The organism is Candidatus Pseudomonas phytovorans (assembly GCA_029202525.1).
GTDB classification, from domain to species: Bacteria; Pseudomonadota; Gammaproteobacteria; order Pseudomonadales; family Pseudomonadaceae; genus Aquipseudomonas; species Aquipseudomonas phytovorans.
The window spans coordinates 5,541,073-5,554,482 of sequence record CP119325.1; the positions used below are offsets into that span (position 1 = coordinate 5,541,073).

14 protein-coding genes are annotated in these 13,410 nt (G+C 62.6%); 5 read left to right on the forward strand and 9 right to left on the reverse strand.

Annotated elements, in window-relative coordinates; genetic code table 11:
- Window positions 1–118 precede the first annotated feature (118 nt).
- Together adk and ppc are read right to left on the reverse strand one after the other, a co-directional pair.
- A complete protein-coding gene (gene adk, locus P0Y58_24445; GenBank protein WEK30001.1) occupies window positions 119–769 on the reverse strand; it encodes an adenylate kinase in 651 nt (216 codons plus the stop codon).
- 257 nt (window positions 770–1,026) lie between these two features.
- Entirely contained in the window at window positions 1,027–3,654 is a 2,628-nt protein-coding gene (ppc, locus tag P0Y58_24450; GenBank protein ID WEK30002.1) for a phosphoenolpyruvate carboxylase, read from the reverse strand.
- A gap of 165 nt (window positions 3,655–3,819) precedes the next feature.
- On the opposite strand from ppc, the gene P0Y58_24455 reads away from it, so the two are divergent.
- From P0Y58_24455 to P0Y58_24475, 5 genes are all read left to right on the forward strand, one after another.
- Window positions 3,820–4,164 carry a pilin assembly protein gene (locus P0Y58_24455; GenBank protein ID WEK30003.1) on the forward strand — a complete coding sequence of 115 codons (345 nt, stop codon included), beginning with the start codon at window positions 3,820–3,822 and terminating at the stop codon, window positions 4,162–4,164.
- 276 nt (window positions 4,165–4,440) lie between these two features.
- Window positions 4,441–4,854 (forward strand): DUF4398 domain-containing protein, encoded by a 414-nt coding sequence (locus P0Y58_24460; protein WEK30004.1) that lies wholly within the window; start codon window positions 4,441–4,443, stop codon window positions 4,852–4,854.
- Window positions 4,855–4,904: 50 nt separating this feature from the next.
- Window positions 4,905–5,696 carry an OmpA family protein gene (locus P0Y58_24465; protein ID WEK30005.1) on the forward strand — a complete coding sequence of 264 codons (792 nt, stop codon included), beginning with the start codon at window positions 4,905–4,907 and terminating at the stop codon, window positions 5,694–5,696.
- A gap of 165 nt (window positions 5,697–5,861) precedes the next feature.
- Window positions 5,862–6,146 (forward strand): type II toxin-antitoxin system Phd/YefM family antitoxin, encoded by a 285-nt coding sequence (locus P0Y58_24470; protein ID WEK30006.1) that lies wholly within the window; start codon window positions 5,862–5,864, stop codon window positions 6,144–6,146.
- Window positions 6,100–6,417, forward strand: a complete 318-nt coding sequence (locus P0Y58_24475; protein ID WEK30007.1) for a type II toxin-antitoxin system mRNA interferase toxin, RelE/StbE family — start codon at window positions 6,100–6,102, stop codon at window positions 6,415–6,417. Before P0Y58_24470 ends, P0Y58_24475 begins: the two co-directional genes overlap by 47 nt.
- A gap of 144 nt (window positions 6,418–6,561) precedes the next feature.
- Here the strand turns inward: P0Y58_24475 and P0Y58_24480 are convergent, their stop codons facing one another.
- The 7 genes from P0Y58_24480 to prfB form a co-directional block, all read right to left on the reverse strand.
- On the reverse strand, window positions 6,562–6,888 hold the full coding sequence (locus tag P0Y58_24480) for a hypothetical protein (protein ID WEK30008.1): 327 nt from the start codon (window positions 6,886–6,888) through the stop codon (window positions 6,562–6,564).
- On the reverse strand, window positions 6,885–7,814 hold the full coding sequence (locus P0Y58_24485) for an alpha/beta hydrolase (protein ID WEK30009.1): 930 nt from the start codon (window positions 7,812–7,814) through the stop codon (window positions 6,885–6,887). The genes P0Y58_24480 and P0Y58_24485 overlap by 4 nt, the downstream gene beginning before the upstream one ends.
- The gene (locus P0Y58_24490) at window positions 7,786–9,063 is read right to left on the reverse strand and encodes a flavohemoglobin expression-modulating QEGLA motif protein (GenBank protein ID WEK30010.1); all 1,278 of its coding nucleotides are present in this window, start codon (window positions 9,061–9,063) and stop codon (window positions 7,786–7,788) included. The genes P0Y58_24485 and P0Y58_24490 overlap by 29 nt, the downstream gene beginning before the upstream one ends.
- 155 nt (window positions 9,064–9,218) lie before the next feature.
- On the reverse strand, window positions 9,219–9,767 hold the full coding sequence (locus P0Y58_24495) for a hypothetical protein (GenBank protein ID WEK30011.1): 549 nt from the start codon (window positions 9,765–9,767) through the stop codon (window positions 9,219–9,221).
- 29 nt (window positions 9,768–9,796) lie between these two features.
- Window positions 9,797–10,501, reverse strand: coding sequence for a TetR family transcriptional regulator (locus P0Y58_24500; GenBank protein WEK30012.1), 705 nt, complete (start codon window positions 10,499–10,501; stop codon window positions 9,797–9,799).
- A 206-nt stretch (window positions 10,502–10,707) separates the two neighbouring features.
- Window positions 10,708–12,210, reverse strand: a complete 1,503-nt coding sequence (gene lysS, locus P0Y58_24505; GenBank protein WEK30013.1) for a lysine--tRNA ligase — start codon at window positions 12,208–12,210, stop codon at window positions 10,708–10,710.
- Between the two features lie 93 nt (window positions 12,211–12,303).
- A protein-coding gene (prfB, locus tag P0Y58_24510; protein ID WEK30014.1) for a peptide chain release factor 2 occupies window positions 12,304–13,399 on the reverse strand; the annotation gives its coding sequence in 2 pieces (ribosomal slippage) (window positions 12,304–13,326 and window positions 13,328–13,399; 1,095 coding nt in all).
- Between the last annotated feature and the right edge of the window lie 11 nt (window positions 13,400–13,410).

Consider the following 13,410-nt stretch of genomic DNA (forward strand, 5'->3'; position numbering starts at 1 on the left):
GTTGGGTTCTTCGCGGGCACGCCCGCTCCCACAGGGAACGTGTCAAGGCAGCCAAGGTGCGTTTCAGAAACAACAACGGCCCGCAAGCGGGCCGTTGTCGATGTGCGTCAGGCGCTGATCAGCTCAAGGCTGCCAGGACCTTGGCAGTGATGGCGTCGACCGAACCGACACCTTCGATGTGGCTGTACTTCGGCTTGCCGGCATTGGCAGCCGACAGCTTCTGGTAGAAGTCCACCAGCGGCTTGGTCTGGGTGTGGTAGACCGACAGGCGATGACGGACGGTTTCTTCCTTGTCATCGTCGCGCTGGATCAGGTCTTCGCCAGTCACGTCGTCCTTGCCTTCCACTTTCGGCGGGTTGTACTGAATGTGGTAAGTGCGGCCCGAAGCCAGGTGCACGCGACGGCCAGCCATGCGGCCGACGATTTCTTCGTCGTCCACGGCAATTTCGACCACAGCGTCGATGTCGACACCGGCAGCGACCATGGCTTCGGCCTGCGGGATGGTGCGTGGGAAGCCGTCGAACAGGCAGCCGTTGGCGCAATCAGGCTGGGCGATGCGCTCCTTGACCAGGCTGATGATCAGGTCGTCGGAAACCAGCTGGCCGGCATCCATGACTTTCTTCAGTTCCAGGCCCAGCGGGGTGCCGGCCTTGACGGCGGCACGCAGCATGTCACCGGTGGAGATTTGTGGAATACCGAACTTTTCGGTGATGAACTTTGCCTGAGTACCTTTACCGGCCCCGGGAGCTCCCAGCAGAATTACGCGCATCTCGTGCTCCTCAAATTTTTTTATGAAATTCAATGGATTCGGCAAACAGGGCCAAGTCCGGAAAATCGGGTATGACCATAAATCGGTCAGAAGGCTGCTCAAGATACACAGCGCCCGGCAGCCATACAAGCGTCCCAAAGTTGCAGGAATGCGCCACTTGTGGGCGACCGGGCAAGTGGTTGCGCCCGGCGCAACCACCCTCCCCTTACCCGTGCATGCCCGGCACGCCACTCACCCTGACGGGCCTGGGCACACCTTTAGCCGGTATTGCGCAACCCGGCGGCAATACCCGCCACGGTCACCAGCAAGGCCTGCTCCAACGGGCTGTCCAGAGCGGCTTCGCGGCTGCGCGAGCGGGCCAGCAACTCGGCCTGCAGGCGGTGCAGCGGGTCCAGGTAGGTGTTGCGCAGGCTGATGAATTCCAGCGTCTCCGGGCTGTGCGCCAGTAGCACCGGCTGGCCGGTCAAGCCCAGCACCACTTGGCAAGACTGCGACAATAGGTCGCGCAGGTGCGCACCTAAAGGAAGCAAGTGCGGTTGCACCAGACGTTCGTCGTAGGCCTCGGCAATTTGCGCATCGGCCTTGGCCAGGACCATTTCCAGCATGTCGATGCGGGTGCGGAAGAACGGCCATTGCTCGCGCATCTGCGCCAGCAGCTCACCTTGGCCACGGGCCAGGGCGTTGCTCAGCGCAGTTTCCCAGCCCAGCCAGGCCGGCAGCATCAACCGGGTCTGGGTCCAGCCGAAGATCCACGGGATGGCCCGAAGGCTTTCAATCCCCCCTGCGCGGCGCTTGGCCGGGCGGCTGCCCAGTGGCAGGCGCCCCAGTTCCTGCTCTGGCGTCGACTGGCGGAAGTATTCGACAAAATCGGGGTTGTCGCGCACCACGCTGCGGTAGGCCTTGACGCCATCGGCAGCCAACTGGTCCATCACCTCGCGCCAGGCCGGCTGCGGAGGTGGTGGTGGCAACAGCGTCGCTTCGAGCACAGCGGCCAGGTACAGGTTGAGGTTTTGCTCGGCGATGCCCGGCAAACCGAATTTGAAACGAATCATTTCGCCCTGCTCGGTCGTACGGAAACGACCCGCCACCGACCCCGGCGGTTGCGACAGAATCGCCGCGTGGGCCGGGCCGCCACCGCGGCCTACCGTACCGCCGCGGCCGTGGAACAGCAGCAGTTCGACCTGGTGCTCGGCGCAGATGCGCACCAGGTTTTCCTGGGCCCGGTACTGCGCCCAGGCCGCCGCCGTGGTGCCGGCGTCCTTGGCCGAGTCGGAGTAGCCGATCATCACTTCCTGCGGGCCGCGCAGCCCGGCGCGATAGCCCGGCAAGCCGAGCAGGCGTTGCATGACCGGGCCGGCGTTGTCCAGGTCGGCCAGGGTTTCGAACAGGGGTACCACACGCATGGGGCGGGTCAGCCCGGCTTCCTTGAGCAGCAATTGCACCGCCAGCACATCCGAAGCGGCACCGGCCATGGAAATGACGTAGGAGCCCAGCGAAGCAGCCGGCGCGGCGGCAACTTCCCGGCAGGTTGCCAGCACCTCGGCGGTGTCTGCCTGCGGCCTGAAGTGCGCGGGCAAAAGCGGGCGGCGGTTTTTCAGCTCGGCCTGAAGGAATTCGATGCGGCGCTCTTCGTCCCAATCGGCATAGCGACCCAGGCCGAGGTAGTCGGTGATTTCGGTCAGCGCGTCACGGTGGCGGGCGGCGTCCTGGCGCACGTCCAGGCGCCCGAGGAACAGGCCGAAGGTGACCGCCCGGCGCAGGCAGTCGAGCAGCGGGCCTTCGGCGATCACGCCCATGCCGCATTCGTGCAGCGACTGGTAGCACAGCTCCAGCGGCGCGATAAGGTCGCGGTTATCCACCAGCACTTCGGCACTGGCCGGTTGGCTGCTGGTCAAGGCCGAATGCGCCCAGGCACGGGTTGCCCGCAGGCGGTCGCGCAATTGCTTGAGGACGGCGCGGTAGGGTTCGGCACTTTCGCCGACCCGTTCGCGCACAGCATCGTTGGCCTGCTGCATGGACAACTCGGCCGCCAGTGCATCGATGTCACGCAGGAACAGGTCCGCGGCCATCCAGCGCGCCAGCAACAGCACTTCGCGAGTGACGGCGGCAGTCACATTGGGGTTGCCATCACGGTCACCGCCCATCCACGAGGCAAAGCGGATTGGCGCGGCTTCCAGCGGCAAGCGCAGGCCGGTGGCGTCCAGCAGGGCCTTGTCGACCTTGCGCAGGTGGCTGGGGATGGCGTGCCACAGCGAATGCTCGATCACCGCGAAGCCCCACTTGGCTTCGTCTACCGGGGTTGGCCGGGTGCGGCGGATTTCTTCGGTATGCCAGGCCTCGGCAATCAACCGACGCAGGCGCTGACGCACCTGCTGGCGCTCGTCCGGGGTCAGGTCGCGGTGATCCTGGGCTGCCAGTTGGCCGGCGATGGCGTCGTACTTCTGGATCAAGGTGCGGCGGGCCACCTCGGTGGGGTGCGCGGTGAGCACCAGCTGGATATCCAGCTTGGCCAGCTGCCGGGCCAGGGCATCGTTGCGGTGCCCGGCCTGCTTCAGGCGCGCCAGTAGCTCGGGCAGCACACAGGCCTCGAAGGGTTCGGGCTGGCCGGCGTCGCGGCGGCGGATCAACTGGTACTGCTCGGCCATGTTGGCCAGGTTGAGGAACTGGTTGAAGGCCCTGGCCACGGGCAGCAAGTCTTCCTCGGCAAGGTCGGCCAGTGTCGAGGACAGTTGCTCGCCAGGGCCGCGGCGGTCGGCCTTGGCGCTGTGGCGGATGTCCTCGATTTTCTGCAAGAACGCATCACCGTGCTGCTGGCGAATGGTTTCGCCGAGCAACTCACCCAACACATGGACATCTTCACGCAAACGCACATCGATATCGGTCATTGGCCCTCTCTTTGGCGCGGCTCTGGCGCACTCCTGTACACAACTCTGCCGAAGAGTGCCCCCAGCTGTGCGGCAATGGCAAGCCGTGACCGGCCAAACCAAACTAAAGTGAAAGCACAGCACTCCGATGCAATGCAGCCTTAGCAGGCGTAACCAGAGGTCATCATGAAAATCCGTGAACTCGCCCAGCACTGGGATCAGAATGCCGCCGGCCCCCTCAGCCGCACGGGCCATGTATTGCATCTGGACCTGGAGTCCGAGGCGCGCCTGGCCGCACTGATCGACATGTACCCCAAGCGCACCGCCGAGGAACTGCTCGGCGAGCTGGTCGCCGCCGCCCTTGAAGAACTGGAAGCAAGCTTCCCCTATGTGCAGGGCCACCGGGTCATCGCCACCGATGAAGAAGGCGACCCTCTGTACGAGGATGTTGGCTCTACGCCGCGCTTTCTGTCCCTCTCGCGGCAGCATCTGCACAGCCTGAGCACCACCGGCAACGACAGCGAAAACTAGATACCCGCCCCCCGTTCCGGGCCTGGCCAAGGCCCGGAATACCGCTCCAATCAGCGAAAGTTCCAGCTAAATCGCGCTGACCGATCAGTCAGAAATACTTGCCCGTGTCCCGCACTTTTTTCTGAACTATTCGAAAAACGTTCGAGTCGGAGCCAATAGCCATCACGCTAAAACCCTGCACACCTGCCCTCGTGCACCGTTCAGCTGAAGCGCGCGGTTTTGTCAGGGAATAAGCGATGGACTGCTACGGACATCGTCGTAATCAGGAGTGATCCAATGGAACTGACCACCATGAATACCCGCACCAGCAAACTGTCATCCACTCATGTGCGCGGGTTCAAGCTGGCCGCGCTGGCGCTGGGCAGTAGCCTGGTCCTGGCCGGCTGCGCGGGCAACCCGCCTACCGAGCAGTATGCCGTTACCCAGTCCGCCGTGAACTCTGCCGTCAGCGCTGGCGGCACCGAGTTTGCTGCCGTGGAAATGAAAGCGGCACAGGACAAGTTCAAGCAGGCCGAGATTGCCATGCATGACAAAAAGTACGACGACGCCAAGCGCCTGGCCCAACAGGCCGAATGGGACGCACGCCTCGCCGAACGCAAGGCCCAGGCAGCCAAGGCCCAGAAGGCTGTGCAGGATGCCCGCCAAGGCGTCCAGGACGTACGTGAGGAAGGCCTGCGCAGCGCTCAATGAGCCCTGCCCCGCCAACCTTAGCCTTCGCACACGATCAAAGGATGAACACTATGCGCAACTACGTCATGATTCCCGCCCTGCTGGCCCTCAGCGTTGGTCTTGCTGCTTGCTCGCACGACCCTAACGCCAACCTGGAAGCGGCCCGCACCAACTTCTCCGCGCTGCAGAGCGACCCGCAATCGAGCAAAGTCGCGGCGCTGGAGACCAAGGACGCCCAGGACTGGCTGAACAAAGCCGACAAGGCCTTCATGGACCGTGAAGACCAGAAGCAGGTCGACCAACTGGCCTACCTGACCAACCAGCGCGTTGAAGTGGCCAAGCAGACCATTGCCCTGCGCACCGCCGAAGGCGAACTGAAAAACGCCTCGGCCCAACGCGCACAGGCCAAGCTGGATGCCCGCGACGCCCAGATCGCCAAGCTGCAGGACAGCCTTAATGCCAAGCAGACCGACCGCGGTACGCTGGTGACCTTTGGCGATGTGCTGTTCGACTTCAACAAAGCCGAGCTCAAGAGCAATGCCTACCCGAACGTCACCAAGCTGGCCCAGTTCCTTCAGGAAAACCCGGAGCGCAAGGTGATTGTCGAGGGCTACACCGACAGCGTCGGCTCGGCCAACTACAACCAGAGCCTGTCCGAGCGCCGCGCTGGCGCCGTGCGCATGGCGCTGGTGCGTGCCGGCGTCGACCCGGCGCGCATCGTTTCGCAAGGTTATGGCAAGGAGTACCCGGTAGCCGACAACGGCAGCAACTCGGGACGTGCGCAAAACCGTCGGGTGGAGGTCACCATCTCCAACGACAACCAGCCGGTGGCACCGCGTGCAGTGAGCCAGGTGCAGCAGTAAGGCTGGCTAGCTGAACCCTGAACCCTGAACCCTGAACCCTGAACCCTGAACCCCGCCTTCATGGCGGGGTTTTTCATGCGCGACAACAAAAAAGCACCTTTAAAAGCACTCTTTGAGGCACTACACTTTCGTCACCGCTAATCACACACATCGGTTGATACAACTATGACCTATCCGGTTCTTGCCGATCTGGCAGCATCCATCACAGACCTGAAGAAAGACCCTATGGGCACTATCCGCGAAGCTGCCGGTGAAACCGTGGTCATCCTCAATCGCAACGAACCGGCGTTCTATGCGGTTCCGCCAGAACGCTATGAAGCGATGATGGAATTGATCGACGACATGCAACTGGCTGAGCTTGTCCGTCAGCGACGCGATGGGCCCACTGTGAGAGTGGATATTGATGAGCTCATCGCCGAAGCCGAAGGAAGCAAGAAGTTACGACCTTGAGTTCGATGTGCGGGCGAGGAAGGAATTTCGAAAACTGGATGGTGAGCTGCAAATTCAGTTTGCAAGAAAGCTGAAGGAAAGACTGGCTGAGCCCAGAGTCGAGAAAGACAGACTCTCTGGTATGGCGGACTGTTACAAAATCAAGCTGAGATCAGCGGGCTATCGACTGGTTTATCGGGTTGTTGATCAGCGTGTAGTGGTGATTGTCATTGCCGTGGGCAAGCGAGAACGAAGCGATGTTTATGACTCTGCCCGTTCGCGACTGGAATAGCCTTTCAGATTTTCAGGGCCTGTGCCGGCCTCTTCGCGGGCACGCCCGCTCCCACAGGGACGGTGCCAGTTTCGAACCAAGCGCTACACCTGTGGGAGCGGGCGAGCCCGCGAAGAGGCCGGAGCAGGTTATGAAGATGCCGACTCACTGCACCTGCTGTGGGGTTTCCTCGCCCATGCAGCGCACCGCACGCTTGCGGTTGTCCACCAGCACGCCGGTCAGGCCTTTCTGCTCAGTGTCGAACAGCACCAGCACGCCATCGACGCACTGGGCCACTTGCGGCGCAGGGTCGAGCGAAACTTTGTAGTCCTCGCCCGGGATGGTCTTGAGCATGGTGAAGTCCTGCAACAACAGGGCATCCTCGGGCTTGGCGAAATGCAGGTAACCGTAGTACCACAAGGCCCCCACCGTCACGATGATGCTGCCGACGCCGGTCAGGATCAGCGGGATGGCGTTGCGTTCTTCACTCATTGCTTGTTCTTCTCGTCAGGGTAATTGGGCACTTCGGCCAGGCGCCGCAGGCCGTTGAAATGGCCAGGGTCGTCAAGGAAACGCAGCATCACCTGGCGCCACGTGGGGTCGGCAAAGGTCTGCACGTGACCGCCACGGGTCAGTTGCAGCACCCGCGGTGGTGGTGCGTGCTGGTACAGGCGGATGCCGTTTTCCAGCGGCACCAGGTTGTCGTCGATGCTGTGGAAAAAAAGCTTGGGCGGGCTACTGAGCTGCTCGACCGAACGGATCGCACTGTCGCCGTCCGGCACCAGCCACGACAGCGGCACCTGCAGCGGCCAGGTCATCCACGAGGTGCTGAGGGCAAAGCGCCCGACTGAACGGTAACTGGCTGGCACGCCGTCGAACACCAAGGCACTGAAGCGCTGGCGCTGTTCGGGGTGGGCCGCCAGGTAGTGGATGGCCATCGCGCCGCCAAGGCTTTGCCCCAGCAGCACCAGTGGCTTGCTCTTGGCCTCAGGCGCCTGGTCCAGCCAGGCCATGGCCGCCGCAATGTCCTGGTATACCTCCGGCAGGCTCGGCGTGCCCTGGGACAGGCCATAGCCACGGTAATCGATCATCAACACCTGGTAGCCCTGCTCCGGCAGCCAGTAGCTGCCGCCCAGGTGCCCGGGCAGGTTGCCGCCGTTGCCGTGCAGGTGCAGCACCGTGCCCTTGACCTCGACCCCGGCCTTGGCCTTGGCCGGCAGCCACCAGCCGTGCAGGCGGATGCCGTCAGCTGTGGTCAGGGTGACATCCCGGTATTCCAGCTTCGCCCGCTCAGGGGTAAAGGCCTGCCCACGCTCGGGGTAGAACAGCAAGCTGCTGCAGCCGCCCAGGCTGAGCAGGACCAAGCCCAGGGCCAGCAGGCGGCAGCACTCAGAGAATGTTCGCGTAATCGGCTTCAATGCGATCCAGGCTCAGATGGTTGAGGAAGTTGGAGAAGCACATCCAGGCCGACAGGGCGTTCAGGTCGCGGAACTGTTCGGGCAGGTACTTGGGCGGTTCGACCAAACCCTCCTCGACCAACTGGCGCAGGGTGCGCATGTCTTCCAGGGTTGTCTTGCCGCAGAACAGCAACGGAATCTGTTCGAGCTTGCCCTTCTTCACGGCCAACTGAATGTAGTTGTAAACCATGATGAAGCCCTTGAGGTAGGACAAGTCCTTGGTGAATGGCAGGCCATTGGGCACCGAGCCACGGAATACCCGGCTGGCATTGCTGTAGCTCTGCGCCATCTCGAAGCCTTGCTCACGAAAAAAATCGAACACCTGCAAGAAATCGGCGCCCTCCTCGACCATGTGGATGGCGCGGGTGCGGTTGGTGAGCTTGCGCAGGCGGCTGGGGTACGAGGCGAAGGCGATTACTTCCATGAGGATGGCCAGGCCCTCCTGGGTCACCGTCGACGAGGGCGGGCCCTTGGCCAGGAAGGTGCAGATCGGCTGGTTCTGGCCGTTCAGTGTGGTGCCGACGTGCACCAGCCCTTCGTGCACCTCCAGGGCGCGCACGTCGCGGGCGTTGAACATGGCGTCGGCGCGCACCTTGATGTAGTCGGCACCGGCCGCAGCATCGGCGACGATGCCGTCAGACTCGAATACGCGAATGGTTTCCTCCGCCTCGCCGAACACCTTGTTCAGCCGGCGCTGGAGAATGTCCACGGCCTCTTTGGCAGTCAGATTCTTTGGTTCGTCCTTGAGGTCGCCACGGCCGTCGATGTTGTTCAGGTAGTCGGAGAACATCATGCCGAGGTCGGCCAGAGTCGGATCACCGGCGTGGAAGGCATCCGAGGCTGCACCATACAGTTCCTGCGAGATCAGGCCGAAGTCCTCGGTGCCACGCGCTTCGAGCATGCGCACCACCATGCGGTATTCGCGGCACATGCGCTTCATGATCTGCCCGACCGGGTTGAACTGGCCGAGCTGGCGAATGATGTCGCGCTCGATGCCCTGGAACTCGGCCTTCACCGCACTGGAGTCGAACGACAGCGGGCGCGACTGGTAATAGGCGCGGTCGACAGCCGGCGGCTCCTTGCCCTTGGCCTTGAGGAAGCCCTGGCGGATATTGTCGTCCCACTTCACCGCGTCCAGAACCCGGATCGGGGTCTGCGCCGCGACGATGCGGTCAGACAGGACGCGGATGGTTTGCTGGTAATCGTCCACTGGGGACTCCTTTCTAGAACAAGATACAAGCCTTGCTTTGCCAGTGCCGGCCTCTTCGCGGGACAAGCCCGCTCCCACAAGGACCCCAATGGTTTCAAGCCAGGTGCAATACCTGTGGGAGCGGGCTTGTCCCGCGAAGAGGCCAGGACAGGTGACTACTTACCAGGCCGCTGAAACCGCGCCACCTCGACGAACAGGTCCGAGTTGGCCGGGTCGTCGAGGTAGGCCAGCACCCGCGCCGACGGGCTGTCGATCAGCACACCGTCGCCGTTGTCCTCAGGCACCTCGGTGCTGCGCCCGGTCAGTTCCTTCTTGTCCACCGCTTGCTGCACCTGCTCGACATCCAGGTTGTAGAGCACCAGTTCCTTGCCATCGACGATGTCGAAACCACCGATCAGGAAGTTGCCACCCAGGCGCTTGGGCACGCCAGCCGACAGGTACCAGCGGTTGCCGTGGCGCGACACGGTGAACACGTATTCCTCAGGGGCCTTGCCCTTGGCCGTGGCCACCGCCTTGTAGGCATCGCTGCCGCTGCGGCTGATGCTCAGCTTCAACGGCTCGCCCCAGGCGTCCTTGCTGCTCCACTTGCCGAGCAGGGCCTTGGGCGCCGCCTGGTTGCCGGGCAAGGGCTCGTGGAAGGTCACCAGACAACCGCCCAGCAGCAGGAATGACAGAGTCAACAACACCACACGCCAGGCTTTCATCAGGTTCTCCTTGAAAAATCGGTCTCGGCTCAGGCCGATGCCAGCACCAGCTGCAGGTATCGGGTAAGCATAGCGAGCATCTGCCCATCGGCTTGCGCGTTCGCATCCTTGAGCAGGCCCTGATATTCCATCTGCTCGATAATCGCCGTCAACATCTGCGCGTCCTGTTCCGGTTGCCGCGACCCCACCACCTGCAGCAACTGCCGGGTGCCGTGCAGCAGGATCTGCTCGTGGGCACGTACCAGCTCAGCCAGGCGCGGGCACAGCAGCGCCTCCTGGCGAAAGGCCTGTTCGGCCATCAGGAAGTCGCGGCGGTTCAGCAGTTGCCGCTGAACGTAGTCGGCGGTCATGCGCGCCACTTCGTCAGCCAGCCGAGCCCGAGCCTGCGGGCTGCCGTCGCCCTGGGCCAGCATCTGGCGCAATACCACTTCGGTGTTGGCCCACAGCTTGGCCATGTAGGCGGCGCTGCGCTCGACGTACTGAGCGAAGGTATCGGTGAGCAGGTCCTCGATGTCCTTGAAGTAGTAGGTGGTGGCCGACAATGGCACAGCGGCTTCGGCGGCCACGGCGCGGTGGCGCACACCGCGCACACCATCACGCACAACGATGCGCATGGCGGCGTCGAGAATCAGCTGACGGCGCTGTTCGCTGCCTTGGCGGGCAGTCTTGCGGCCTTGGTATTGCACGCTTTCGGCGACGGCGGTGGCGATGCCGGCGGCGCCTTGGTCAGGCATGGCGGGTGTCACGGGGCATACCTCATGGACAGTGTTTCGACAGTGCCGGCCTCTTCGCGGGTAAACCCGCTCCCACAGGGATCCCACTGTACTCAGGATCTGTGCAGTACCTGTGGGAGCGGGTTTACCCGCGAAGAGGCCGGTACAGACAACATAAAGCTTCAGGCAAGAAAAAGCCGCCTCGAAAGGCGGCTTTTTCACTGCACTCAGGCCTGTGGGCGCATGTGCGGGAACAGGATCACGTCGCGAATCGACGGCGAGTTGGTCAGCAGCATCACCAGGCGGTCGATGCCGATGCCTTCACCGGCGGTTGGCGGCATGCCGTACTCCAGCGCACGGACGAAGTCGGCGTCGTAGTGCATGGCTTCGTCGTCACCGGCATCCTTCTCGGCCACCTGGGCCAGGAAGCGCTCGGCCTGGTCTTCGGCATCGTTGAGCTCGGAGTAGGCGTTGGCGATTTCGCGGCCACCGATGAACAGCTCGAAGCGGTCGGTAACAGCCGGGTTGTCGTCGTTGCGACGGGCCAGCGGCGAAACTTCGAACGGGTACTCGGTAATGAAGTGCGGCTGCTCCAGCTTGTGCTCGACCAACTCCTCGAAAATCATCACCTGCAGCTTGCCCAGGCCTTCGTGGCCCAGCACCTTGGCACCGGCCTTTTTGGCGATGTCGCGGGCGCGGTCGACGTCTTGCAGGTCGGCTGCGGTCAGCTCAGGGTTGTACTTGAGGATCGAGTCGAACACCGACAGGCGCACGAACGGCTCACCGAAGTGGAATACCTTGTCGCCATACGGCACATCGGTGCTGCCCAGCACCAGTTGCGCCAGCTCGCGGAACAGTTCTTCGGTGAGGTCCATGTTGTCGTTGTAGTCGGCGTAAGCCTGGTAGAACTCGAGCATGGTGAATTCAGGGTTGTGACGGGTCGAGACACCTTCGTTACGGAAGTTGCGGTTGATCTCGAACACTTTCTCAAACCCACCAACAACAAGCCGCTTGAGGTACAGCTCCGGCGCAATACGCAGGAACATGGCCATGTCCAGCGCATTGTGGTGGGTTTCGAACGGTTTTGCCGCCGCGCCGCCCGGGATGGTCTGCAGCATCGGCGTTTCGACTTCAAGGAAGTCACGATCAATGAGGAACTTGCGGATGTGCGAGATAACCTGCGAGCGCACCCGGAAGGTGTGGCGGGTTTCTTCGTTGACCATCAGGTCGACATAACGCTGGCGGTAGCGCTGCTCGGTGTCGGTCAGGCCGTGATGCTTGTCGGGCAGCGGACGCAGCGACTTGGTCAGCAGGCGCACGTTGGTCATCTCGACGTAAAGGTCGCCCTTGCCGGAACGGGCCAAGGTGCCTTCGGCGCTGATGATGTCGCCCAGGTCCCAAGTCTTGACGGCGGCCAGAGTTTCTTCCGGCAGGGTCTTGCGGTTGACGTAGACCTGAATGCGACCGGTCATGTCCTGGATCACCATGAACGAGCCACGGTTGAGCATGATACGGCCGGCAACCTTGACCGGGATCGCGGCTGCTTCCAGCTCTTCCTTGGTCTTGTCCGCGTACTGTTTCTGCAGGTCGTTGCAGTAGCTGTCGCGACGGAAGTCGTTGGGGAAGGCATTGCCCTTGGCACGCTCGGCGGCAAGTTTTTCCTTGCGCAGGGCGATCAGGGTGTTTTCTTCCTGTTGCAGGTCTTGCGATTCGGTCTTGAGGTCGCTCATGTCGTCATTCTTTCCATCAGGTATTCGTTGCCCTTTTCGGGCAGGGCACGCGATACCGGCAAGTGGCCTGGTATCGCGGCAGTGGTGTACGGCTTACAGCCCCTGCTTGAGGCTCGCTTCCAGGTACTGGTCGATGTCCCCGTCCAGGACCTTGCCGCAATCGCTGCGTTCGACGCCGGTACGCAGGTCCTTGATGCGCGAGTCATCCAGCACGTAGGAGCGGATCTGGTGGCCCCAGCCGATGTCCGACTTGCTGTCTTCCAGCGCCTGCGAGGCGGCGTTGCGCTTCTGCATTTCCAGCTCGTACAACTTGGCCCGCAGCATTTTCATGGCGGTGTCTTTGTTGGCGTGCTGGGAACGTTCGTTCTGGCAGGCCACCACGGTGTTGGTCGGTACGTGGGTGATACGCACCGCAGAGTCGGTGGTGTTCACGTGCTGACCACCGGCACCGGAGGAGCGGTAGGTGTCGATGCGCAGGTCGGACGGGTTGATATCGATCTCGACCTTGTCGTCGATCTCGGGCGACACGAATACCGCCGAGAACGAGGTGTGGCGACGGGCGCCGGAGTCGAACGGGCTCTTGCGCACCAGGCGGTGCACGCCGATCTCGGTGCGCAGCCAGCCAAAGGCGTACTCGCCCTTGATGTGCACGGTAGCACCCTTGATACCGGCGACTTCACCTTCGGACAGCTCGATGATGGTGGCGTCGAAGCCACGCTTGTCGGCCCAGCGCAGGTACATGCGCAGCAGGATGTTGGCCCAGTCCTGCGCCTCGGTACCGCCAGAGCCGGCCTGGATGTCCAGGTAGGCGTTGTTCGGGTCCATCTCGCCGCTGAACATGCGACGGAACTCAAGCTTGGCCAGGGCTTCTTCCAGGCCCTGCAGCTCGGTCTCGACGTCGCTGACGGCGCCTTCGTCATCTTCCTCGACGGCCATGTCGAGCAGGTCCTTGCAGTCGGCCAGGCCGTTGGCCATCTTGTCCAGGGTCTCGACGACCTGCAACAGCATGGCACGCTCGCGGCCCAAGGCCTGGGCGTACTCAGGCTTGTTCCAGACGTTAGGGTCTTCCAGCTCGCGGTTAACTTCGATCAGGCGGTCATGCTTGTGATCGTAGTCAAAGATACCCCCGAATGGACTGGGAACGCTCGGTGAGGTCCTTGATGGTGTTCAGGATCGGTTGGATTTCCATGGGCTGGCTAC